Source organism: Geotalea toluenoxydans JCM 15764 (assembly GCF_001311985.1).
GTDB lineage: Bacteria > Desulfobacterota > Desulfuromonadia > Geobacterales > Geobacteraceae > Geotalea > Geotalea toluenoxydans.
This window is the reverse complement of record NZ_BBCJ01000024.1, coordinates 47,324-71,438: the sequence shown is the minus strand read 5'-3', so window position 1 is coordinate 71,438 and position 24,115 is coordinate 47,324. Positions and strand designations below refer to the sequence as shown.

General features: G+C 57.1%; 19 protein-coding genes and 4 pseudogenes. 6 read left to right on the top strand and 17 right to left on the bottom strand.

Annotation, left to right across the window (positions count from 1 at the left end; all coding sequences use genetic code 11):
* Positions 1-52: 52 nt before the first annotated feature.
* The 4 genes from JCM15764_RS15285 to JCM15764_RS24210 form a co-directional block, all read right to left on the bottom strand.
* Complete coding sequence (locus JCM15764_RS15285; protein WP_054697246.1) at positions 53-1,039, bottom strand: alpha-ketoacid dehydrogenase subunit beta; 987 nt, start codon at positions 1,037-1,039, stop codon at positions 53-55.
* Positions 1,040-1,190: 151 nt separating this feature from the next.
* Positions 1,191-1,733 carry a cytochrome c3 family protein gene (locus JCM15764_RS15280; RefSeq protein WP_054697244.1) on the bottom strand — a complete coding sequence of 181 codons (543 nt, stop codon included), beginning with the start codon at positions 1,731-1,733 and terminating at the stop codon, positions 1,191-1,193.
* A 2-nt stretch (positions 1,734-1,735) separates the two neighbouring features.
* Positions 1,736-1,888: a hypothetical protein gene (locus JCM15764_RS24215; RefSeq protein WP_243689128.1), complete on the bottom strand. Its 153-nt coding sequence runs from the start codon at positions 1,886-1,888 to the stop codon at positions 1,736-1,738.
* Complete coding sequence (locus JCM15764_RS24210; RefSeq protein ID WP_243689127.1) at positions 1,879-2,580, bottom strand: hypothetical protein; 702 nt, start codon at positions 2,578-2,580, stop codon at positions 1,879-1,881. The genes JCM15764_RS24215 and JCM15764_RS24210 overlap by 10 nt, the downstream gene beginning before the upstream one ends.
* On the opposite strand from JCM15764_RS24210, the gene JCM15764_RS24205 reads away from it, so the two are divergent.
* A complete protein-coding gene (locus tag JCM15764_RS24205; RefSeq protein WP_243689126.1) occupies positions 2,564-2,719 on the top strand; it encodes a hypothetical protein in 156 nt (51 codons plus the stop codon). The genes JCM15764_RS24210 and JCM15764_RS24205 overlap by 17 nt on opposite strands.
* Before the next feature lie 83 nt (positions 2,720-2,802).
* Here the strand turns inward: JCM15764_RS24205 and JCM15764_RS15270 are convergent, their stop codons facing one another.
* From JCM15764_RS15270 to JCM15764_RS15250, 8 genes and pseudogenes are all read right to left on the bottom strand, one after another.
* Positions 2,803-4,530: a quinol:electron acceptor oxidoreductase subunit ActD gene (locus tag JCM15764_RS15270; protein ID WP_243689125.1), complete on the bottom strand. Its 1,728-nt coding sequence runs from the start codon at positions 4,528-4,530 to the stop codon at positions 2,803-2,805.
* A complete protein-coding gene (locus tag JCM15764_RS24200; RefSeq protein ID WP_243689124.1) occupies positions 4,512-4,676 on the bottom strand; it encodes a hypothetical protein in 165 nt (54 codons plus the stop codon). The genes JCM15764_RS15270 and JCM15764_RS24200 overlap by 19 nt, the downstream gene beginning before the upstream one ends.
* Before the next feature lie 447 nt (positions 4,677-5,123).
* Positions 5,124-5,432 carry a 4Fe-4S dicluster domain-containing protein gene (locus JCM15764_RS30050; protein ID WP_439645313.1) on the bottom strand — a complete coding sequence of 103 codons (309 nt, stop codon included), beginning with the start codon at positions 5,430-5,432 and terminating at the stop codon, positions 5,124-5,126.
* Positions 5,433-5,501: 69 nt separating this feature from the next.
* Positions 5,502-5,630: pseudogene (locus JCM15764_RS30045) on the bottom strand (4Fe-4S dicluster domain-containing protein); the annotation flags it as partial.
* A gap of 137 nt (positions 5,631-5,767) precedes the next feature.
* Positions 5,768-6,211: pseudogene (locus tag JCM15764_RS24195) on the bottom strand (4Fe-4S dicluster domain-containing protein); the annotation flags it as partial.
* Positions 6,212-6,486: 275 nt separating this feature from the next.
* Complete coding sequence (locus JCM15764_RS15260; protein ID WP_054697241.1) at positions 6,487-6,819, bottom strand: hypothetical protein; 333 nt, start codon at positions 6,817-6,819, stop codon at positions 6,487-6,489.
* Entirely contained in the window at positions 6,816-7,619 is an 804-nt protein-coding gene (locus JCM15764_RS15255) for a molybdopterin-binding domain-containing protein (protein WP_243689122.1), read from the bottom strand. The genes JCM15764_RS15260 and JCM15764_RS15255 overlap by 4 nt, the downstream gene beginning before the upstream one ends.
* A 23-nt stretch (positions 7,620-7,642) precedes the next feature.
* Positions 7,643-8,041: a twin-arginine translocation signal domain-containing protein gene (locus JCM15764_RS15250; protein ID WP_054697235.1), complete on the bottom strand. Its 399-nt coding sequence runs from the start codon at positions 8,039-8,041 to the stop codon at positions 7,643-7,645.
* 189 nt (positions 8,042-8,230) lie between these two features.
* Here JCM15764_RS15250 and JCM15764_RS15245 point away from each other — a divergent pair, with 189 nt between their 5' ends.
* The 5 genes and pseudogenes from JCM15764_RS15245 (at position 8,231) to JCM15764_RS15230 (ending at position 14,458) form a co-directional block, all read left to right on the top strand.
* Positions 8,231-9,451, top strand: coding sequence for a thiamine pyrophosphate-binding protein (locus JCM15764_RS15245; RefSeq protein WP_243689121.1), 1,221 nt, complete (start codon positions 8,231-8,233; stop codon positions 9,449-9,451).
* Complete coding sequence (locus JCM15764_RS30040) at positions 9,448-10,218, top strand: thiamine pyrophosphate-dependent enzyme (RefSeq protein WP_243689120.1); 771 nt, start codon at positions 9,448-9,450, stop codon at positions 10,216-10,218. Before JCM15764_RS15245 ends, JCM15764_RS30040 begins: the two co-directional genes overlap by 4 nt.
* Positions 10,142-12,997 (top strand): FAD-binding and (Fe-S)-binding domain-containing protein, encoded by a 2,856-nt coding sequence (locus JCM15764_RS15240; RefSeq protein ID WP_243689129.1) that lies wholly within the window; start codon positions 10,142-10,144, stop codon positions 12,995-12,997. The genes JCM15764_RS30040 and JCM15764_RS15240 overlap by 77 nt, the downstream gene beginning before the upstream one ends.
* Positions 12,994-13,437: a DUF2231 domain-containing protein gene (locus JCM15764_RS15235; RefSeq protein ID WP_054697229.1), complete on the top strand. Its 444-nt coding sequence runs from the start codon at positions 12,994-12,996 to the stop codon at positions 13,435-13,437. The genes JCM15764_RS15240 and JCM15764_RS15235 overlap by 4 nt, the downstream gene beginning before the upstream one ends.
* Before the next feature lie 11 nt (positions 13,438-13,448).
* A pseudogene (locus tag JCM15764_RS15230) lies at positions 13,449-14,458 on the top strand (SDR family oxidoreductase).
* A gap of 105 nt (positions 14,459-14,563) precedes the next feature.
* Here the strand turns inward: JCM15764_RS15230 and JCM15764_RS15225 are convergent.
* From JCM15764_RS15225 to JCM15764_RS15205, 5 genes and pseudogenes are all read right to left on the bottom strand, one after another.
* Positions 14,564-16,813, bottom strand: a complete 2,250-nt coding sequence (locus JCM15764_RS15225) for a putative bifunctional diguanylate cyclase/phosphodiesterase (RefSeq protein ID WP_054697226.1) — start codon at positions 16,811-16,813, stop codon at positions 14,564-14,566.
* Complete coding sequence (locus tag JCM15764_RS15220; RefSeq protein ID WP_243689119.1) at positions 16,803-17,420, bottom strand: substrate-binding domain-containing protein; 618 nt, start codon at positions 17,418-17,420, stop codon at positions 16,803-16,805. Before JCM15764_RS15220 ends, JCM15764_RS15225 begins: the two co-directional genes overlap by 11 nt.
* Before the next feature lie 759 nt (positions 17,421-18,179).
* Positions 18,180-21,276: pseudogene (locus tag JCM15764_RS15215) on the bottom strand (efflux RND transporter permease subunit).
* 87 nt (positions 21,277-21,363) lie between these two features.
* The gene (locus JCM15764_RS15210) at positions 21,364-22,641 is read right to left on the bottom strand and encodes an efflux RND transporter periplasmic adaptor subunit (protein ID WP_054697223.1); all 1,278 of its coding nucleotides are present in this window, start codon (positions 22,639-22,641) and stop codon (positions 21,364-21,366) included.
* A gap of 88 nt (positions 22,642-22,729) precedes the next feature.
* Positions 22,730-24,016, bottom strand: a complete 1,287-nt coding sequence (locus JCM15764_RS15205) for a TolC family protein (protein WP_054697219.1) — start codon at positions 24,014-24,016, stop codon at positions 22,730-22,732.
* Positions 24,017-24,115 lie beyond the last annotated feature (99 nt).

Here is a 24,115-nt window from a genome sequence, read left to right as displayed (position 1 = left end):
TGGGAGAGAGATAGAGAGAGGGCGAAAAGGGAGGGGGAGGAACTTTAATTGCTTAATATTTGCCGCTCATGGTTTCCTTCACCGCCGTGACGATATCCCCCACCTGTGGAATGCACAGTTTTTCCAGCTTGCGTGAATAAGGCATGGGCACATCCAGCCCCGCGACACGTTGTACCGGCGCCAGCAGCATATCGAAGCAGCCGTCGTAAATGCGGGAGGCTATTTCCGCGCCAAGTCCGCAGGTGCGCCAGCATTCCTCCACCACCACCGCCCGCCCTGTTTTCTGAATAGAGCCGACAAAGGTGTCGCTATCCAGCGGGGTCAGGGTGCACAGGTCCACCACCTCGCAGCTGATCTTTTCCTTGGCCAGTTCCTCGGCCGCAGCCAGGGCCAGTATGGTCATGCGCGAATAGGTGACGATGGTAACATCGCTGCCGGTCTTCTTGATCTGACATTTGCCGAAGGGAACCAGGTATTCAGGATCTTCGGGGACCTCTCCCTTGCTGTTGTAGAGCAGTTCATGTTCCAGAAAGATGACCGGATTGTCATTGCGAATGGCGGTTTTCAACAGCCCTTTGGCATCGGCCGGCGTCGAAGGTACCGCCACGTACATACCGGGGGTATGCATGAAAAAAGTTTCCAGGGACTGGGAATGCTGGGCCGCCAGCTGGCTTCCTCCGCCGCCGGGAGCACGGATGACCATGGGCAGCTTCGCCTGGCCGCCGAACATGTAGCGGATCTTGGTCATATGGTTGATGATCTGGTCCATGGCAAGCAGGGCGAAGTTGACCGTCATCAGCTCGGGGACCGGTCTTAAGCCCCCCATTGCCGCGCCGATGGCAACGCCGATGATGGTGTTTTCAGAAATAGGTGTGTCTCGGACCCGCTCCTCGCCGAATTCGGCCAAAAGCCCCCTGGTTACCTTGAATGACCCCTCGTACAGGGCCACATCCTCGCCCCAGGTCACCACCAGCGGATCGCGCCGCATCTCCTCCTTCAAGGCCAGGTTGATTGCATCTCTGTATGTTATTTCAGGCATAGAAACCTCTTTCGCTTTTGCCAATATCTCCCCCGCCCTTTTCGCCCTCTCTCTATCTCTCTCCCAAGGGGAGAGAGCATTCTGTTCTCCCCCTTTATGGGGGGAGGAAGGAGGGGGGCTGGAGAGGGCCGGGGGGAGGGAACGCTGATCGTCACCGATGACAGGTAAAGCAGTCATGGGTCGCATTCTTCTGCCGATGACATTCGATACAGAAACCCATCTCGAACTTCCTCGTTGCCACCACCCGGTCCATCATCGTCACATTGCCGTGGCAGTAACTACAGTCGATCCCCTGGCGCAGGTGCATTGAGTGATCGAAATAGACGAATTCGGATACCCAGTTGACCCGCTGCCAAATGACCGGCTTGCCTTTAGCAAAGGCCTGCCGCAGCTCCAGAATGTACGGATAGGTCTTGATGATCCGCTGGTGGCATAACATGCAGGTCTGCAGGGGCGGAATGCCGGCGTGTCGACCTTCCGTCACCGTCGTGTGGCACATCAGGCAACTGATCTTTTTCACATGCACATGGACCCGGTGACTGAAGGGAATCGGCTGCCGCGGCCCGAGCCCGGCGGGGTACACGACATGGAAAAGCACCAGCATGATCGCCGCCAGCAGCAGCATTACCACTGCGGCCAATGCCGCCGATGCCAGGCCTGTTCGTTTCCTGATTCTCTCCGTCTGCCACGGCATCCTCACTTTTCATCCTCGGACCGGAAACAGTTCGCCGGCAGTCGACGCTGGAACTGCTCCATGCCCATACCCAGCAGACCGGCGAAGGCCATGGCCGCGGAAAGCTCAGCCAGGCCGAGATTGAGGTTTTTATCGAAAACGGGGGTTACCAGCACCAGCGTTCGATCCACATGCCGCAGAGGACAAGGAGGGAAATGCCCCCAAGGGACCAGCGGGTACGCTTGGATCGCTCCGTAAGAAGCAACACCAGCGGCCCCAGGTAGACAAGCCCCAGGAGGAGGTAGCTCACCCCCAGCCAAGGCTGAAAATTGAACCTTGGCACCAGGAATCTGGTCTCGTCAGGCAGGTTCTCGTACCAGATGGGGAGCAGGTGGGCATACATGAGATAGGTGGCCATGAGGCTGAAGGCGACTATCAGCCGCCCCAGGTCCATCAGCTGCTCTTCCCGGGTCTCCCGCTGCCAGACAGCCAGAAAGGCCCAGGCGGCAGAGGCAATATAAAGGCCGGAGATGAAAAAATATCCCCCAAGCAGGGTGCTGTACCATTGGGGATCAAGGGCCATCACCAGATCAAAGCCAAGCAGGGAGAAAACCAGGCTGTAAGCGACAATGAGAAGGCCGCCCCAAACAATCCCCTGGCCGTTGCGGCGGGCAATGAGATAGCGGACCGCGGTCAGCCAGAACACCGCCAGCCCGGCCAGATCCCGGCCGAAGACGAAGGAGTTGTTCAGCCAGCCACCCTGGTGATATTCCATGTCGTACCAGGGAGACCACCTGTTGCTGCCGACCCAGAGCAGCACCAGCGCCAGCAGCGAAGGAACGGCAAAAGCAATGGCAGAGAATGCCACCCGCTCCAGCTCCCCAGGCCACCGTCCATTGCAGGCCCGCACCACTGCCGGCCAGGTGGTGAGCCCACCGGCCAGGGAACTGAAAAAGAGGAAATTGATAAGTAGTGCCGCCAGCCTTGGGGCGCCGCTGCCCTATTGATTGAGAACACCCAGAGGCCGATACCGCATATGGCAAGCCCCCCCCAGAAGAAGGAGGCATAACCAAAGCTTTGTCCTGACCGGTCAGTGGTGGACATGAATCTCCTCCGCTGCAGCGCTGGAAAGTATCCCCTGCAAACCTTGAATATTTCCTTCGCCGCAGCTGACCAGCAGTCCGAATTTATCCCGACTGAAGCGCCGGTCGTAGAACGGACTGAGCTTCAGCCGGTAGAGGCGCGAATGCAGGACCAGGCCCGTCAAATTTGCGATGCTCCCCAGAAGGATCGTCCCCTCGAAGGCGATGACGCAATAGGGGATGATGGCGACAGGGGGTTTGCCGCCGACGATGATGCTGTTGACCAGGGCCGTGCCGATGGCAAGCCACAGACCGCCGGCAAGACCGGCCAGCGCCCCGGCCAGCGTCCAGAACCGCACCGGGCTTTTCGAGTGCCCCATTACCTTTTCCACCGCCTCGACCTTCACCGGGGTAAAGGTCTCCATCTCCCTGTATCCCGCGTCGCAGGCCAGCTTTACCGCTTTCACGAGTCTTCCGGCGTTGGAGAATACCGCCAGCACCGACGAGCTTCCCGCCTGCACTTTCTGTCTGACCTTGGTTTCGCAGCAGCCGGTCGGTTCGATCTCCTCGTCGGCGATCCGCCCTTTGAGATCGCTCAGGGGCACGGTGGGCAGAACCTTGCTGAAACCGAAAAACCAGAAAAAGAAGAAGGCCGCCGAGGCCGCCGTTATACTTATTTCCACCCAGGTTGGAATATAACCGCCCCAGTTGTGGGGAATAAAATCGTGGGCAGTGGAGGTATAGACGATGAAAAGACGCTCCAGCCACATTCCCAGGTTGATAAGGAGCGAGATGATGAAGAGTAGAATGAAGTTGGTCCTCACCTTTTTGAAGACGAACGTCAGGGGAATGAGGACATTGAGGGGAATGATCAGCCAGAAGATCCAGGCTGCGGGTCCGGTCATCCGCCACTTGTAGAATTGCCATTCGAAGGGATTGCCCGAGTACCAGGCGATGAAGACTTCACAGGCATAGGAATAGCCGACGATGGCAGCAGTGAGAATGATAGTCTTGGCCACCATCTCGAAATGGTGAAGCTGGATCAGCCGCTCCAGATGCAGCAGCTTGCGCATGGGTATGAGGAGCGTAAGCACCATGGCCAGCCCGGAATGGATCGCCCCGGCCACGAAATAGGGGGGGAATATTGTGGAGTGCCAACCAGGGAGGAGGCTCATGGCGAAATCCCAGGAAACGACCGAGTGCACCGAGATCACCAGGGGGGTGGCCAGGGCGGCAAAATAGAGATAGGACCGGCCGTAATGACGCCATTGGTTTCCCGTCCCCGACCAGCCGAGGGCCATGACCCGGTAGATACCGGCGCGGATGTTCTTAGGACCGTACTTCTCTTCGTAACGGTCCCGGGCAGCAGCCAGGTCGGGAATCATCCCCACCAGCCAGAAGATAAGACTGACGGTGAAATAGGTGCCGACGGCGCAAACGTCCCAGACGAGAGGGCTGAGGAAGTTCGGCCAGAGCTGCCGCTGGGACGGATAGGGAATGATGTAGTAAAGGACCCAGACCCTGCCCAGGTGAATGAGAGGAAACAGGCCGGCGGTCATGATGGCAAAGATGGTCATGGCCTCGGAGGAGCGGGAGACCGCATCCCGCCAGTTGGCCCGCAACAGGTACAGGATGGCCGAGATGAGCGTCCCCGAGTGAGCTATTCCCACCCAGAATACGAAATTGCCGATATAGACGGCCCAGCCCACGGGACGGTTCAGCCCGGTGACCCCCATCCCGCCTGCATCTGGTAAAGCCAGACCAGTGCGCCCCAGCCGATCCCCGCCGCCAGCATGGCAACTGCGGCAAAATAAGGCGCCCGTGGCGTCTGCATGGCGCTCAGCACATCATCGTTTATGTCACCGTACTTCAGATCAGCCACAGAACCTCCGGACCCCCCTCAATCCCCCCTATTCCATAGGGGGGAAGCAAACGTAAGTGCGCAGGGGGGTCAAACTTGACTTCAGGCCCTCCCCCCTACCCTCTCCCCTCCGTGGGAGAGGGCTGGGGAGAGGGGCCGGGCGTCTGCATGGCGCTCAGCATATCATCGTTTATGTCACCGTACTTCAGGTCAGCCACAGTACCTCCGGACCCCCCTCAATCCCCCCTATTCCATAGGGGGGAAGCAAACGTAAATGCGCAGGGGGGTCAAACTTGACTTCAGGCCCTCCCCCCTACCCCCTCCCATAAAGGAGGGGGATGCACACACTCCCTCTCCCCTCCGTGGGAGAGGGCTGGGGAGAGCCTCACCCGGTCACCCGGTCACCCGGTCACCCGGTCACCCGGTCACCCGGTCACCAATCACCAATCACCAATCACCAATCACCAATCACAAGTCCCCATCCACCCGCCGCAGAAAGGTCACCGCCGGCTTGGTGTTCAGTTCCTCCAGCAGATGATAGCGACGGGGGTCCTCGCGGGTCAGCCTGCTTACTTCCGATGCAGGATCGAGGAGGTCACCGAAGGTATAGACCCTGGTGGGGCAGCTTTGGGCGCATGCCGGCTGGATTTCTCCGTCTAGGATCTTCCGGTTTTCCCGGGCTGCACGGGCCTCGGCGTTGCGGATCCGCTGGACGCAGAAGGTACACTTCTCCATCACTCCGCGGCTTCGCACCGTCACCTCCGGATTCAGCTGCATGTCCAGCGGCTTGCGCCAGTTTATGTTGACCCAGTTGAAGCGCCGCACCTTGTAGGGGCAGTTGTTGGAGCAGTAACGGGTGCCGATGCAGCGGTTGTAGATCTGGGCGTTGAGTCCCTCTTCGTTGTGCATGGCGGCGAAGACGGGACAGACCGGCTCGCAGGGGGCGGCGTCGCAATGCTGACAAAGGAGGGGCAACCAGCCGAGACGGCGGGTGGCTCCCGCTTATGGTAGGGAGCCACCCGCAGCCAGGCCATCTCCCGACCCTCGCCAACCTTGCCCTTGCCGATGACGGCAATATTATTCTCCGCGTAACAGGCAACGGCGCAGGCGCCGCAGCCGATGCAACGCTGCATGTCAATGACCATTGCCCAACGGTGCGTCAGATATTCCCGCTTGGGATACAGGTCCCGCTCCGGTTTGTAGCCCTCCGGAAGGGGCATGGTCAGCTCCTCCCCGTCCCCGGGCTCCATGCGGCTCACCTGGGACAGGGGTATCCATTGGACAAGCTCCCGATGCCACTGCTGTCGGGTCAGGGTCGTGTAGGTGGGATCGTTGACCCGTTTTCCTCCCACCCTGCGCAAGGTTCCCCTGGCAAAGGAAACATCCCGCTCCCCAGCCCCCAGGAGCAGAAATGGATTGGCTCCGATCCCCCCGGCGATCCTGCCCATGGCGGTGTGCCCTTGGCCAAAGGCGATTGCCGCCGTCTGCCCCGCTACCTCATCGGTAATCCTGACCGGGGCGCGGATGGCCCCTGCCCCGGTTTTCAGTTCGGCCATCTCGCCGTCTTGTATCTCCAGATCAGCTGCTGTGCGGCCATTGATATCGATCCAATTGCCCCAGGTAATAAAGGTAACCGGGTCCGGCGCCTCCTGGATCCAGCCCCGATTTGCAGTACGACCGTCAAAGAGCATTATGGATCCCCATGGCCAGACCTGGACCTCCCCTGCCTCCCCTCGCGGCTGTTTTGCCTCCGGGCTCAGGCGACCGACAGCGGTGGCACTGAATTGAGCATTTGGCGCCGGCTCTTTCCTGCTCCACACCCCGCCCCGGCTTAGGGCACTTTTCCAGAAGTTTTCGAAAGGCTGGGCCGGGCTGATTTTATGGTGCAACTCCTGCCAGCCAGAGTCAGCCACTCCCTGAAGGAAGCGACAGGAGCCCCCCCTTCCCGTTTGGTCAGCGGCCGCCCCGCTGCCTGGGCAAGGGTAAGGAAGATGTCGCCGACGGCACGGGTATCGTAAAGACGCGGCATGGTGGGCTGCATGAGGCCCCGAATTCCCTGCTCCGGCTCATAGTCACCCCAAGTTTCCAGAGGGTAATCAATGGGCAGGATCCAGTCCGAGGCCGCAGCAGTTTCATTTTCCAGCGTCCCAAGATAGACGATCATCCCGGCACGGCTGATTGGAAGCGCCGCATCCCCCTGCTAAACAAGGGATTGGTGTCGTGGATAAAGAGTGTGTCGTCGGGACCGAGAGAGGCGAGGAAACGGCGGACCTGGCCATCACCGGCAACATATGATAGAGCGTGATGCCGGCTGAAATCCACGGTCTGGCCGATACGGCCGGCGGCATAATTGAGCAAGGCGGCAACAATTGCCGTTTCCATAGCCATAGGCCCTGTGCTTCCCACCGGTGCGGCCAGGGCGACGCTTGATCGTGCCGAGCAGAAGGTGCGGCAAAGCTCGACAAGCCTGGCTTCCTCCACTCCGGGCAGTTCGGGCGCTTCGGCGACCAAGCCCTCGATGGTGCGGCCGATGGAAGAGAGGTTATTCTTCCCCAGGTCCTTTTCCAGGATTATCCGGAGCATCTTCAGCGCCACCAGCCGCTCGGCCCCCGGCGGCACCTGCATGAACTCGTCGGCGTTGGCGGCGGTCATGGAGAGACGCGGCCCGATATAAACCATGCGGTTCATGACTCTGTTGTTGCGGTAGCCATGCATCTCCCCAAACTGCGAGGCAAAGGAGACCGGAGAGACCCATGATTCCAGAAAGTCGGCAGCGAAACTGACGATCAACTCACATTCCTGCATTTGGTACCGCGGTATCAGCGGCAAGCCAAACACTTCGTCGTGGGCGGTTTTCAGCGGCTCATAGCTGAACGCTTCGTAAAAGAGCAGCCGGTCCGAACCGAAGGCGGCGGCAAAATGCTTCATCACCTCGGCCAATGCCCCGGTCTGCAGGCTGCTCATCAAGGCCACCCGGCCCCCTGCTTTCAGCCGGCTGCCGATGGCGGCAATGGCGTCATCCCAGCCGGCAGATTCATTGCCGGACCTCTGGGGACGAAAGCTGATTTTCTGCAGCCGGTCCGGATCATACAGTCCCTGCAGCGCCGACTGCCCCGGGGCAAAGGCCTCCCCGGTTCACCCGGTATGGTCAGGATTGCCTTCCGCTTGGTGACCCGGCCATCCCGGTGCCAGAGGTGCATGCCGCACCCGGCCGGACATTCACGGCAAGTGGTGGCAAAAAAGGCCCATTCGCCCGGTTTTATATTTTTTGGAGGGATGACTTGAGGAATCAGCTTGTTGACCAGTTTGCGCGGAGGATCGACGGCCAGCGCCACGCCGGTTCCGCCGGTAAGCCTGAGAAAGTTGCGCCTGGTCATCTTCGGCATCTGTAGCATCCTCCTGGAGCAGCGGTGAATGTGCACATTAATCATTAAATTAAACCAATACTATTTATTTGTAGCAAGATACCCCTCCAAGTCAAGACTGCAAATATCCAGGATTTCTGTTGACAAGGGGGGATGTGGCCTTAGACTTCTTTTTATGAGACTTAACTAATTTATGTGGAGGAATACCAGATGGCAATAACTACCAGCGATTATCTGGTGCAGCGTCTCATGGACTGGGGCGTGCGCAGGGTCTACGGTTATCCTGGGGACGGCATAAATGGAGTAATGGGAGCATTGAATCGGGCACAGGAAAAGATCCGCTTTTATCAGGCACGGCATGAGGAAGAAGCTGCATTCATGGCCTGCGGTCACGCCAAATTCACCGGTGAAGTCGGGGTCTGCATCGCCACCTCCGGACCGGGAGCCATTCATCTTCTCAATGGCCTCTACGATGCCAAGATGGACCATCAACCGGTGGTGGCCATCGTCGGGCAGCAAGCCACCACTTCCCTGGGAGCCGATTACCAGCAGGAGGTGGACCTGATCTCCCTGTTCAAGGATGTGGCCCACCATTTTGTACAGATGGCAACCAATCCTGCCCAGATCAGACATCTGGTCGACCGGGCAGTCAGGATCGCCCTGGCCGAACGTACCGTCACCTGCATTATCCTGCCGAACGATGTCCAGGAACTGGAAGCTGTAGAATCGCCACCCCGGAAGCATGGCGCTACCTTCACCGGAATCGGTTTCAGCAGACCGGAAGTAGTGCCGAAAAAGGATGATCTGCGAAAGGCGGCCGATATATTGAACGCCGGAAGGAAAATAGCAATTTTGGTCGGCGCCGGCGCCCTCCATGCCACGGAAGAGGTCGTGGAAACAGCGGAAAAAGTGGGCGCCGGAGTCGCCAAGGCGCTGCTGGGCAAGGCGGCGCTGCCGGACGATCTTCCCTACGTCACCGGCTCTATTGGCCTCTTGGGGACAAAACCCAGCTATGAGCTGATGATGAACTGTGACACCTTGCTCATGATTGGCAGCGGCTTTCCCTATTCAGAGTTTCTTCCCAGGGAAGGGCAGGCAAGGGGGGTGCAGATCGACATTGACCCACGCATGCTGAGCCTGCGCTACCCGATGGAAGTGAACCTGCAGGGGGATACAGCACTGACCCTGCGGGCACTGCTGCCTCTGCTGGAAAAGAAGACCGATCGCAGCTGGCAAGACGGAGTGGAAGCCAATGTGCGCGAATGGTGGCAGGTAATGGAGCACGGGCCAAAGTTTCAGCCACCCCGATCAACCCTCAACGGCTGTTCTGGGAACTCTCCTCAAGGCTTCCTGATCACGCCATCATCACCTGCGACTCCGGCTCAGCTGCCAACTGGTACGCCAGGGACCTCAAAATTCGCCGCGGCATGATGGCCTCCCTCTCCGGAACACTATCCACCATGTGCCCCGGTATCCCCTACGCCCTGGCGGCAAAGATCAATAACCCGGAGCGGGTGGTAATTTCTCTGGTCGGAGACGGAGCAGTACAGATGCTCGGCCTGAACGGTCTGATCACCATCGCCAAATACTGGCGGGAATGGTGCGACCCGCGCCTGGTGATCATGGTGCTGAACAATGAGGATCTGAATCAAGTAACCTGGGAACAGCGGGTGATGAACGGTGACCCTAAGTTCATGGGCTCCCAGGACATTCCGGCCTTTCCCTATGCCCGTTATGCACAAATGTTGGGACTGGAAGGGATCGAGCTCCGGCATCCCAATGAGATCGGCGCCGCCTGGGACGCCGCTCTCAAGGCCGGCAAGCCGGTGGTGATCGACGCCCACTGCGATCCGGAGGTCCCGCCACTGCCACCGCACATAACCTTCGAGCAGGCAAAGGGCTACATGTTCTCCATCTTCAAGGGTGACCCCAATCTGTGGAATGGTCAAGCAGTCGGCGAAGCAGATGATGGCCAATATGCTGTCCCGCAGCGAAAAATAAACACAGGGATTGTTGCTGTTGCTCTGGGTTTGAATTGCTGGATATTGCCTTCGGAGGGACTTGATGCCGCAACCCGAGAAGAGCGAGGAATTCGTCAGGACCACCCTCAATCCCGGCGCATTGGAAGCAGACCTGCGTTATCAGTTGGAGGGGGAGGTCCGTTTCGATACGGCAAGTCGCGCTCTTTATGCCACTGATGCCTCCAATTATCGGCAGGTTCCCATCGGCGTCGTCGTTCCCAAATCTGTAGCCGCAGTGGTCAAGACCATGGAGGTCTGCCGCCGTCACGGCGCCCCCATTGTCTCCCGTGGAGGAGGAACCGGCCTCTGCGGCCAGACCTGCAATCTGGCAGTGGTCATCGACCATTCAAAATACCTGAACCGCATCCTGGAGCTGGACCAGAAAAACCGCCATGCCAGGGTGGAGCCGGGAGTCATCCTCGACCATCTTCGGGACCAGGCGGAAAGTTTCCACCTGACCTTCGGACCCGATCCGGCCACCCACAACTACAACACCTTCGGCGGCATGATCGGCAACAACTCCTGCGGCATCCACTCGGTCATGGCCGGCCGCACCGTCGATAACATCCTGGAACTGGATGTGGTGACCTATGATGGCATAAGGATGAAGGTGGGGCCCACCAGCGAGGAGGAGCTGCAAGCGATCATCAACGAAGGCGGGCGACGGGGGGAAATCTATCGGGGCATGCGTGACATCCGCGATCGCTACGGCGATCTGATCCGCAGCCGCTATCCAAAGATCCCCCGCCGTGTTTCCGGCTACAACCTGGACGACCTGCTGCCGGAGAACGGCTTCCACGTGGCCCGGGCGCTGGTGGGAACAGAAGGCACCTGCGTCACCGTACTGGAAGCTAAGATACGCTTGATCCATAGCCCGCCGGCCCGCTCCATCCTGCTTTTGGGCTATCCGGATATCTTTGCCGCCGGCGATCACATCCCCCAGATCCTCGCCTTCAAGCCGGTGGGGTTGGAAGGGCTCGACGACCTCTTGATCAAGTTGGCCCGGACGAAGGGGCTCCATACTCACAACCTGGCCATGCTGCCGGAGGGAAACGGCTGGCTCCTGGTCGAGTTCGGGGGAGACAGCAAGGAAGAGTCCGACAGTAATGCCCGCCGGGCCATGGAAGGGCTGAAAAAAATGGAAAGTCCTCCGACCATGAAACTGTTCACCGACGAGGGGGAGGAAAAGAAGATCTGGGAGATCAGGGAATCGGGGCTCGGGGCAACGGCCAATATGCCGGGGATGCCCCTCAGCTGGCCCGGCTGGGAGGATGCCGCTGTGGACCCGGCGAGAATCGGTGACTACCTCAGGGAGTTCCGGAAGCTTCTGGACGAGCACAAGCTTGTTGCCTCACTTTACGGCCATTTCGGCGACGGCTGCATCCACTGCCGCATTTCCTTCGATCTCTTCACCCATGACGGTATCAGGAACTACATGGCCTTCATCCATAAGGCTTCGGACCTGGTGGTCAGGTATGGCGGCTCTTTATCCGCCGAACATGGCGACGGCCAGTCAAAGGCGGTATTTCTGCGCAAGATGTATGGTGATGAACTTGTGGAGGCCTTCCGCCAGTTCAAGACCCTGTGGGACCCGGAATGGAAGATGAATCCCGGCAAGGTGGTCGATCCCTATCTGCCGGACCAGAACCTGAGACTCGGCACCGGCTACAATCCCTGGCAGCCCTCCACACATTTTGGGTTTCCAAATGATGAGGGGAGTTTTCCCCGGGCCACCCTGCGCTGTGTCGGGGTCGGCAAGTGCCGCCGTACCGACGCTACCTTCATGTGCCCGAGCTTTATGGCCACCAGGGAGGAAAAGCACACCACCCGCGGGCGGGCCCATCTCCTCTTCGAGATGTTCCGCGGCGACTTCATCAAGGATGGCTGGCGGAGCAAGGAAGTGCTGGAATCTCTCGAATTCTGCCTTTCCTGCAAGGGGTGCAAGAGCGACTGTCCGGTCAATGTGGACATGGCCACCTACAAGGCGGAATTCCTCTCCCACTACTACCGGCGAAGGCTCCGGCCACTGCCCGCTTACTCCATGGGGCTGATCGGCATCTGGGGCAGGATCGGGGCCAGGATGCCGGGAATGGCCAATTTTCTCTTCCATGCGCCGCTGCTGCGCACAATCACCAAAGCCCTTGGCGGAATTGCCAGGGAAAGGACCCTGCCAAGGTTTGCCGACGAGACCTTCACCGACTGGTACAGACGCACCGGGAGACAGCCCGGCAAAGGCCGGCCTGTGGTTCTTTATCCAGATCTGTTCAATGATTGTTTCTTTCCCGAAACCCTGAAGGCGGCACTGGAGGTGTTGGAGCATTACGGCTGCAGCGTGAAGATGCTCCCGCAGCCACCGGCGGTACGCCCTCCCATCGACTACGGCATGCTTGGTTATGCAAAAAAGCAGATTCTCAAGGCCGTGGAGCAACTCAGCCCCCATGTGCGCCAGGGTGTGCCGGTAATATTTCTCGAACCCAGCACTGCCGCCGTCTTCCGGGACGAGCTGCCGGAGCTCATGCCCCAGCATCAAGACGGGCAGAGGCTGACGCAACTGACCTACCTGCTCAGCGAATTCATGGAGGGGCAGAAGTTCCAACCGCCGCAACTGGCCGGCAAGGCCATATTTCACGGCCATTGCCACCAGAAGGCGGTGCTGAGGATCGAGGATGCACGACAGGTACTGCAGAAGATGGGGCTCCAGGTTCAGGAGCCACAGCCAGGATGTTGCGGCATGGCCGGGTCCTTCGGCTTCGAGAAAGGCAAATATGAAATTTCCATGAAGATCGCCGAGACGGCCCTGCTCCCGGCAATCCGGAAGGCTGGGTTACCCACCTACATCATCGCCGACGGCTTCAGCTGCCGGACACAGATCATGGGTGGAGCCGGGAGAAAGGCGCTGCACACGGCGGAACTTCTACAGCTCGCCCTACAAGGGGAGAAAGGAGTCTTAACATGATCAGTACAGCCAACATTGCCAAGCATCCTCTCCACCCCATGCTCATTCCTTTGGCCATGGGGCTATGGATCTTTTCCCTGGCCTGCGACATCATCTTTTTTGCAACAGGGAACGAAACCTGGTGGACGACCTCTCTCTATGCCATTGGGGGAGGTATTATCGGCGCACTGATTGCGGCACTGCCCGGCTTTGTCGATCTGTTCACCCTGCATGCCTCGCCGGAAAAAAGAATCGGACTCTGGCACATGGCCATAAATCTGACCATCGTCATCATCTACGTGCTCGATTTCCTGTGGCGGCGTGCCAGTCCTGAATACGTGGGGCAGACCGCCATTTCAGCGGTAGCGGTGCTGCTCCTAACCGTCTCCGGCTGGCTGGGGGGTGAAATGGTCTATGTGTACGGGACGGGGGTCGACCCGGCCTGCCGGCATAAATTGTAAATGGAGGCGACATGGGACAGGGCAGTAAAAAACGGACAGTGTTGATTACCGGAGCATCGGCAGGGGTCGGTCGCGCCACCGCCCGGGCCTTTGCCCGCGAGGGAGCGAGGATCGGCCTGCTGGCCCGCGACGAGGACCGACTGAAAGCGGTCCGGCAGGAAGTGATTGACAGAGGCGGAGAAGCAATGATTCTCTCGCTGACGTCTCCGATGCCGACAAGGTGGAACTGGCGGCCGCCCAAGTGGAGGAGCAGTGGGGACCTATCGACGTCTGGGTCAATAATGCCATGGTCTCCGTCTTCTCCTCCTTCAAGGATATGACCTCCGATGAATTCCGCAGGGTGACAGAGGTGACCTACCTTGGAGTGGTCTATGGCACCTCGGCGGCCTTGAGCCGGATGATTCCTCGCAACCGCGGGATTATTATTCAGGTCGGCTCAGCCCTATCGGAACGGAGCATCCCGCTGCAATCCGCGTACTGTGGCGCCAAGCACGCCATCAGGGGCTTCACCGACTCCATCCGCAGTGAGCTGATCCATGATCGGAGCAAGGTGCATATCACCATGGTCCAGCTTCCGGCCATCAACACCCCCCAGTTCAGCTGGACCATGTCGAGAATGCCTTTCAAGCCGCAGCCGGTCCCCCCGATTTTTCAGCCGGAGGTTGCCGCCGACGCCATCGTCTGGTCTTCCCATCACCGGCGGCGGGAACTTCATGTGGGAATACCGACAGTAAAAGCCATGTGGGGCAACAAGTTCTTTGCCGGCCTTCTGGATCACTACCTGGCTAAAAAAGGCTACAGCGGCCAACAGACCGACGAGCTTGAAGAGCGGGACCGGCCGAACAACATGTGGCACCCTGTGGAAGGGGACTTCGGCGCCCATGGCAGGTTCGATGCACGAGCAAGTTACCAGTGCAATCAGCTATGGCTGGCAAAGAACAAATGGCTGGGGCTGGGACTGCTGGCAACAGGTATCGGCACCGCCCTTGCCCTTTCCTTGAGAGACAGGCTTCAGGAGTAAGGAATGGTGAAGGAAAGTATTCGACAGTGGAAACCGATCCTTGAAGAACCGGCAAGGAGGCAAAACGCGCTGACAAGGAGGGTAACTTTTGCTGCAGATTGATCCTCAGCAGGTGGCAAGGGATATGACGACAGTCTCCCCTTCCGGTGAAGCAAAAAGAGGGACGGGGTGATCCTTGATCTCCCACAGAAGTGTCTTGAAGAGCTCTTCGGACAGAGGACGGTGGAAATAAAAGCCCTGTATCTCATGGCAGCCCTGTTCCTTGAGAAAATCAAGCTGCTCTGAGGTTTCGACCCCTTCGGCGACCACCTGCAGATTAAGACGGGCGGCCATGGCAATTATGGCTTCGACAATGGCTTTGTCATTGGCATGAGAACTGAGGTCCCTGATAAATGAGCGGTCGATCTTGATCCGGTCGATGGGGAATTTCTGCAGATAGCCAAGGGAGGAGTATCCGGCGCCAAAATCATCGATAACGATCGAGATATCCAGTTCCTTCAACTGCATCAGGATCTTGGCCGTGGCTTCCACATCGACCATGAGGCTGGTCTCGGTCATTTCAAGAGCCAGAAAACTTGGGTCCATGCCGGTTTCACGGATGATGGAGCAAACGGTATCGGTAAAGTTCGCCTGGCAGAACTGGCGGCCGGAAACATTGACCGAAATGCGGAACGGCGGCAGTCCGGCTTCGCGCCATTCCTTCATCTTCCTGCAGGCGGTCCTCAGCACCCACTCCCCGAGAGGAATGATGAATCCCGATTCTTCCGCCACCTGGATGAACATGTCCGGCATGATCAGCCCCTTCGCCGGATCGTTCCAGCGCAGCAGCGCTTCTGCACCGACTAACCGGCCGTCTCTGGCATTGACGATCGGCTGAAATTCCAGAAAGAATTCCTCACGCTCCAGTGCGTGACGAAGGCTTGTCTCCAGCTCCATCCTGGCGTGTGCCTTGAGGTTCATCTCCGGCGAGTAGAAATGGTAACCCTTGCCGCCCCCCTCCTTTGCCGCGTACATGGCCATGTCGGCACATCTGAGCAGGCTGTTGCCATCGCCGCCATCGTCAGGGAAAGTGGCAATGCCGATACTGGTGGATGCATACACATCTCTGCCGCTTATGGGATAGACCGAGGTAATGCTGTCGATCAGGTGCTGGGCAAGGGGGGAAACGTTCAGCTGTGGCCCCTCAAGGGTAAAAAGGACGACAAATTCGTCACCACCGATGCGGGCAAGGGTATCACTGCTCCTCAGCGCCTGACGCAGGCGATTGGCCACCTGGACCAGCAACTGGTCGCCGTGGGCATGTCCCATGGTATCATTTATCACCTTGAACCGGTCAAGATCGAGAAAAAGCAGGACAACTCTGGTTTTGTCCCGGCGGGCCTTGGTCAGCATCTGCTCCAGCCTGTCCATGAGAAGGGCGCGGTTCGGCAGTCCGGTCAGGTTGTCATAATAGGCCAGCCGCCTGATCTGCTCTTCATTGACCTTGCGCTGGGTCACATCCTCCATGAGAAAGGCGAAATACCCGGTCTCGGGAAAAAAGACAGCCACATGAATACGCTGCTTATCTGCCTGCTGGATAAAATCGAAGGAAAATGCCTCGCCGGTGGAGGCGGCACGGAGAATCTCCGGAAAGTAGCCGGCCACAGCCCCGCCGAACAATTCAGAGCCGTCCTTGCCGATCAACTCTTCACTGCTCAAGCCGAGAAGCAGCTGACATGAGGGATTGACATCGACTATGGTAAAGGATACGGGAACACCATACTCATCATAGTCGATGCGGTGCAACGCTACCCCTTCCTTCATGCTTTCGTAAAGGGAACGGTATTTTTTCTCGCTTTCTTCAAGGGAATGATAGGCCCGCCTCACTGCCCGCAGCGGCAGAATGCGCAAGACCGTGTAGAAGAGCAAACCTGCCGCCAGTGCAGCGACTGCAACAGAGGAAGTCTTCCAAAGAAGAGGCGCCAGGGAACGGGAAACCAGGATCTTTCCGACACTTGTCCCTGCATCGTAGATTTCATGGGTCCCGGTGAGAATCGGCTTCTGCAAGAAGTCGGAACTCTCGGCCACGGGGTTGTCTGTGACATCAACGACCCGCCTCTGTTCAGGCGTACGGTTGTGAGGGCGCCGATCCAAGAGTTCGGAAAGCCTGATCTGCTCGAACTGCCACATGGAAGGATTTGAATTGACCAAAGCGCTCACGGCTGCCGCACCTGTTGCCGCTTCGGCATCGAGCGTACCCTGCATGTAATGGTAAGAGACGGCAAAATAGCCTGCTGGAACGACAACGGTTATGGCCAGTGAAAGGAGCATGGCAAGGGTAGTCGTCAAGCGGCTTATTCTGTCGCTACGCCTCATGGTCTTCCTGCATCCTTTGCCGTAACCAATATGCCCTCTTTTTCCGCAATGGCACGCCCTTTGGCAGAGTAGACAAAGCGAAGGAAATCCAGGCGGCGGGCGGGGTCTTGCCGGTAGTGATGAAACGGAGGTCTTTGGCCAAGGGATAAGTGCCGTCGGCTACCCCCTTGGCTGAAGCTTTCCTGCCGTTAAGGCTGAGGGCATTCAGCCTGCCCTTGTGGTCAATGACACAGCAAATGGCTGCCGTGCCGATAGCTCCCGGAGTTTTGATTATGCTTTCCGTGGCTTCCGGGTCGGTTATGGAAAAAATCATTCCCGGCTTTTTATGTGCCTCCCGCAGCGCCCGTCCCATCCCTGGAGACAGCTCTCCGAGGATCTTCGTGTCGATATCTTCCCTGGGGCGCAGGATGATGCGGATCGTCTCACCATTGGGCCATTTTGTTAGCTTGCCGGTATAGATATCCTCCAGCTCCCTGGTCGTTATCTCTTTTTTGCCGACCCCAGCAGTGGAAACAACAGCCAGGGGAATCTTTCCATAATCGCTAGCCAGAGCCCCCTGTGCCGACTCCTCTGGCGTAAGAATCTTGCTGCTGACAGCAACATCCACCACCCCGGCTAGAAGAGCTTGATGGCTCCCGTACTTCCCAGTGGTTTGTCCACTAGAATTTTAGCTCGGGGATGTATTTTCCTGTACTCTCTTATCATCGGTTTCAGGATGTCCAAAGCCGCACCGGAACCGTTGATCCGGATGACCTCCCCAGCCAGAGCATGATGGCGTTCTGCAAGGGACAGCAAGATAGACAGGATAATTGACACAACAACTGTTATTCTGACACCAGGCACCACGAATCTTTCCCTTCGCAGACAATTTGGTCATCATTAATTCAAGATTCATTCCATAATTCTAACACGACATAACTCAGGATGTGAGTGGAGAAGGCAGGACTAGAGGGGGAAGGGATTATCAAGAATTGAAAAAAAAGAGCATTGGAAGGGATGGATGTTTAAGGAAGCTATTAATTAATGTAGAGACAAAAAAAATCGCTTAATCACGATAAATCAGGTCCGGCGGTCAGCGAAAAAGCCTGTGATTACCTGAGATTAACCAATCAGGAGCAGCAGCCCCCTCCGCCAAACCCCGGAACTTTCCGATCCCGCAACCATTCAATTTATCAGGCCGGAGGCGCACCCCACCCCGCTTTTTTGGATATAGTCAACCAGCGTTCCAGCTAAATTTCAAACTTACTTGCACCTTCTTTTATTGAGATCAGCAATTACGGTTACATGCCGCAGTGCGCGCAGAGATTGGCAGAAACTCTTCTCTTTTCCTCAACACCCTCTGCGCACCCTGCGGTACATGTTTTGATTACATTTCGACCTTCCTCTTCTCGAACCAGCCGTACACCGCCGGGATGATCAGCAGGGTCAACATGGTAGAGGTAATCAAGCCACCAACGACGACGGTTGCCAGAGGCTTCTGGATCTCCGAACCGGTGCCGCTGGCCAGCAGCATTGGCATGAGACTGAAGATGGCGATGGAGGCTGTCATCAGTACCGGGCGCAACCGGTCGAGACTCCCCTTCCTGATGGCCTCCTGCAATCCAAAGCCTTCATCACGCAGTTGCGAGATGCGCGAAACCAGGACCAGTCCGTTCAAGACGGCAACGCCGAACAAAACGACAAACCCCACTGATGCCGGAACGGACAAGTATTGCCCCGACATGAAGAGGGCGAAGACTCCGCCGATCAAGGCGAACGGCAGATTGCAGATGACCAGCAACGCCAGGCGGATCGATCTGAATGTGATGTACAGCAGGAGCAAGATCAAGCCGACGGCTACCGGTCCGATGATCATCAGCTTGTTCATGGCCCGCTGCTGATTCTCGAATTGTCCACCCCAGGTGAGATAATAGCCGGCCGGCAGCTTGACCTGCTCCTTGATTTTCTGCTTGGCCTCGGCAACAAATCCGCCCATATCCCTGCCGGTGACGTTCATCTCGATGCCGATTCTTCTCACTCCGTCCTGGCGGCTGATCTGGGCCGGGCCTTCGATCATCTCCACTTCAGCCAGCTGTTCCAGCGGCACATTGATCCCGGTTTTCGTAGTAATCATCAGATTCTTGATCGCTTCCAGGGAATTCCTTTTTTCTTCCGGCAGGCGAACCGAGATATCAAAGCTGCGATTTTCCTCAAACAGCTGCGATGCTGCTTTACCAGCCACGGCAATTTCAATCACCTTTTGCACGTCGCTGATATTCAAGCCATAGCGGGCAATCTTTGCCCGGTTGATGTTGACCGTCAGGTAGGGCTGCCCCGTAATTTTTTCCGCATTCAGATCGGTCCCACCCTTTACCGTGGACAGAACTTTGGCGATTTCAGCCGATTTCTCACTCAGCACCTCGATATCTTCACCAAACAGCTTGAGAATCAGCTGCGCCCGTGTTCCGGCAAGGAGTTCGTCAATACGGCATTGAATCGGCTGGCTGAAACCGAAAGTGATGCCTGCAATCGATTCGAGAGATTCACGCATCTCATTGATCAGCTCTTCTTTGGATATATCCCGTTTCCATTCGTCCTCGGTTTGAAGATCCCCACGTAGCCGGTCTTGTCAGCCCCCCGGGTATCCAGGGCGACCCCGGTCTGCCCGGTTCGGCCCACGACAGTGTCCAATTCCGGAAACTGCTTCAGCTTCGCTGCGGCCATTTGGTTTACTTCCAAGGCCTTGGCCAGGGAAACACCGGGGAGCATGGAGACATCCATGTCAAACGAGCCTTCATCCATGATCGGGATGAACTCCGTTCCCAGCCGTGTTAACAGGAAGAGAGAAACAACCAGAAGCAGACCCGCAACACTCAACACCACACGCTTCGTGTTCATGGCATAGTCGAGCAGCGGCAGATAGAGCCTGCTGGCATGTTTCATGAGGAAACTCTCTTTTTCCGGGTGCGGTTTCAGAAACAGGATGCAGAGGACCGGGATAACGAATATTGACAGGAACAATGAGGCAAGAAGTGCAATTGTCACCGTTATAGCCAATGGGCCGAACATCTTTCCTTCGTGACCTTCCAGGGAAAGGATGGGGATGAAGGTGAGAGCAATGATAAGCTCGCCGAAGATGCTCGGCTTTCTGACTTCCATGACCGCTTTCAGCACGGTCATTAATCCAGGGTGCTTTCCTCCCTCTTCGCTCAAATGTCGCTGGACGTTTTCCACCTGGATAATGGTCGTATCGATGATCATGCCGATGGAAATGGCCAGACCGCCGAGGGACATCAGGTTGGCGGTTATGCCGACAAGTTTCATGACGATGAATGTCGCCAATAAAGACAGCGGCAAGGCGATAAGGACGACAAAACTGCCCCGGAAACTGTTCAGCAAGAGGTACAGCACGATCAGGACCAGGATGGAGCCCTCGATCAGCGCCTTGTTGACCGTACCCACGCTCGCTTTTACAATGTCGCTCCGGTCATAATAGGGAACAAGTTTGATCCCCTCCGGAAGCACATTGTTTTCATTCATTTCCTTTACTTTTTTCGCTACCCGGCGCACAACGTCGCGGCTGTTTTCGCCGCGCAGCATCATGACGATGCCGCCGACACACTCATCCTTGCCGTCCTTCATGGCGGCGCCCATGCGGACCGCCTCGCCGACCTTGACCTGGGCCACATCGCGGATATATGTCGGAGTGCCACCGGCAGACTTCAGGACGATATTTTCTATGTCGCTGACGTCTTTTATCAAACCGACCCCGCGGACGATGTACTGATCGGTGCCCCGCTCTAAGAGGTTGCCGCCGACGTTCTCGTTGTTGCTGCCGATGGCGGAATAGACGTCATCCACGGTTATGGCATATTTGAGCAGCTTTTCCGGCGCCACGATCACCTGGTACTGCTTGAAATACCCGCCGAAGGAGTTGATCTCGTTTACGCCGGCAACACTTTTCAGCTGGGGGGTGACAATCCACTCCTGAATGGTTCTCAGATTGGTCAAATAGGCGAGCTTCTGCTGTGGGTCAGCCGGCACCTTTCCTTCGAGGGTATATTGGTAAATCTCCCCCATGGCCGTGCCGATCGGCCCCATGCTACCTCAACCCCCTTTGGGACCTTTTCACGGGCCTCCGCCAACCGCTCGAAAACCAGCTGGCGTGCAAAATAGATATCCACATTGTCCTTGAAGACAATGGTGACAATCGACAGGCCGAACTTGGTCACCGAACGCATTTGTTCGATGTCGGGCAGGCCCCGCATTGCCATTTCAATCGGGTAGGTTACGTTCCTCTCAATTTCTATTGCCGACAGTCCGTCGGCGTGACTTACCACTTCAACCTGAATGTTCGTTACATCCGGAAATGCATCAATCGGCAATTTCAGATAAGAATACAATCCTAAGGCAACAATCAGCAGGGAAAGGAAGATGACCATCCCTTTCTGCCGTAATGTGCAGGCAATCAATTTTTCTAGCATCGATCAGAGCCTCTTTATGTAGGGGCAAACCTTGTGTTTGCCCGAAGTTAGGGCGATTACAAGAATCGCCCCTACGAAAGGGAAACATCATTTTCCGTGGCCGTGCTCGTCGACAACTTCGCCCTTCTTCAGTTCCGACTTGAGAATGAACGCTCCCTTGATTGCGTAGCGCTCACCGTCTTTCAGGCCGAAAACAATCTCGACCATGCCGCCTGACACCCGGCCTGCCTGAACCTGGCGCGCCGCGAATTCAGTTTCATTCTCCGCTACAAAAACCACCTTTTTACCATCCAAGTCCTGCACGGCATCTTCGGGAACAGCCAGAACCGGCGGTGCATCAGCCGAAAGCGCCAATTGGACGGTAGCGAACATCTCCGGTTTCAGCTTCCGACCGGGATTGGGAACTTCAATCCGCGCTTTAACAGTTCTGGTAGTCTCGTCAACTAAATCGGCGATGTACGTGATACGACCTTTCAGCTTCTGGTCGGGGTATGCGCCGACCGAGACAATTGCCGGCTGTCCCCTACGCACCTTGGCCAGGTCCTTTTCATGAATGTCCACCAACACCCATACCGATGAGAGGTCGGCAACGGTGTAGAGGCTTTTGGAGGGATCGGCCAGTTCGCCGACGATAGCGTGTTTTTCGGTAATGATGCCGCCGATTGGGGAGCGTACCGGCAGACGCGGCTTTTTGTGGCCGTCTCCTTTGAGATCAGACGCAGAAATGCCATACAGCGACAAGCGCTCTTCGTCGGTATGCAGCTCGGTTTGGGCGGTCTTGTAATCGGTTTCTGCCTGGAAGATATCCTTGCGAGCGGCAATCTTCTTTTCCACCAGGGCCTTGATCCGGTCCATATTCGACTGGGCCAGGGCAAGTTTCGTTTTCGACTGTTGGTAACGGTTGAGGGCTTCCCCCAGTTCGATGCTGTCCAGGGTCGCCAAGGATTGTCCAGAAGCCACGCTATCCCCTAAAGAGGCCTTAACGGCGACTATCTTGCCTGAGATGCGCGGTGAGACATGAGCTATTCGGTCGGCATTGGCCTCAACCTTACCGGTGGCACTGATCATACCGGCAATGGGCTGCTTCTTCGCAACGGCGACAACCACACCATTCTGCTTCTGCACCTCGACGGTCATCTTGATGCTGCCTGCCTCGTCATGGCCCTCATGGCCTTCTTTTTTTTCTTTATGCTCTCCTTCTTCTTTATGGCCGCCTTCTTTTTCTTCCTTATGGCTATCTGCCTTTTCGTCCTTATGTTCCCCATGCTCGTCACCTCCTGTTACGGAGTGGGTCAGCCGGTAGGCGACGCCGCCCCCCAGGGCCAGGGCAAGGATGAGTCCGATGATGATCGCTTTCTTGTTCACTGATGCCTCCAAATACGTTGGTCGTGTAGGGGCAAACCTTGTATTTGCCCTTTATCTGGGCGATCACAAGGATCGCCCCTACGATAGATTAATCCAATGACACACCCACCGCCGCCTCCAGCTTTGTCAGCGCCAGCTGCCGGCTGTGAAGCGCCGTAAGGTAAGCTTCATTGATTTCGAAGAATTTCTTTTGTTCCTGTATGACGGCCAGAATGCCGACTTCACCGAGACGATATGCTTCCTGGGTCAGCTTCAGGTTTTCTTCAAGCTGGGGAATGATGTTCGATTTGTAGAGTGTGAGGACCTTGTCGGCATTGAGATAGCTGGCATGGGCAGTCTCTACTTCCCGTTCAGCTCTCCTTGTGGCTGCAGTAAAACGGCTGTCGGTGGTAGTCCGCTTGGCCCTGGCTTCTTGAATACCGGCCTGATTTTTGTCGAACACCGGAATGGGGATCGACAGCTTGACGCCGACGATATAGTCCGTGTCCTTGCCTTCCACTCCGCCCACCTCTATGGTCGTTGTCTCGCGTGTTACCGTGAAGCCGGCGGTAAGGTTCGGGATGGCTTCCGACTTGGCAAGGGCAATATCCGCTTCCCCCCTTGATTTTTCCGCCTCCAATACTTTCAGATCAGGACGTTTCACAAGCGCCAGCTGTTTCAGATCGACCAGACTCTTTGCCGCAGGCAGGTCGTTATCCGGATTCCCTGCAATCGCCGGAGATTCAATGGCCGGCAGCCCCATCAGCGTGAAAAGTCTGGCGCGGTTTTGCAGCAACGCACGCTCGACCTCGATCCGTGTACCTTCACTGCGCGTCAATTCCACTTTGACCAGATTCATTTCCAACTCCGGGATGTCTCCGGCGGCCAGACGCTCCTTTGTCACATCAAGGAGTTGTGTGTTGAGTGCAATGGAACGGTCCGTCAGGTTAAGCCGCTGTTCGGCCAGTATGGCGTCATGGAATGCCGTCTTGACCTCTTCGCGGAGCACTCGTTCGCGATCAGCCAGTTGCCACCGGTACGCTGCCAGTTCCTGTTCGGCGATGGCGAGCCGTTTATGGCGTTTTCCGGCCAGCAGGAACTCCTGGGAAATCCCTAGCGACAGGCTGTTTTCGGCGCTGCTGCCGGTCAGGGCACCGGTGCCCCCGTCCAGTTCGAGGGTAGGATTGGGCAGCAGTCCGGCACGGTTTTTACCGGCATCGCGAATGCCTTTCTCTTCACGGAACGATTTGAGATCACCGTTGTTCTGTAACGAAATTTCGATTACCTGCGGCAACGCCAGCTTTTGTGTCTCAGCGAATACCGGTGCAGAAGTCAGAAAACAGAGGATGCCGGGCACAAAGAGCCGAGCTCCTTTTCCAAATACAGTTGTTCTCAAAGGAAAAACCTCCTTTATTCTGTTTATTCGTTTTGATGCGACAATGCTAAAGGATACGGGGACGTACCACGACTGAAGAGGGCGAACTACTCCCGTCGA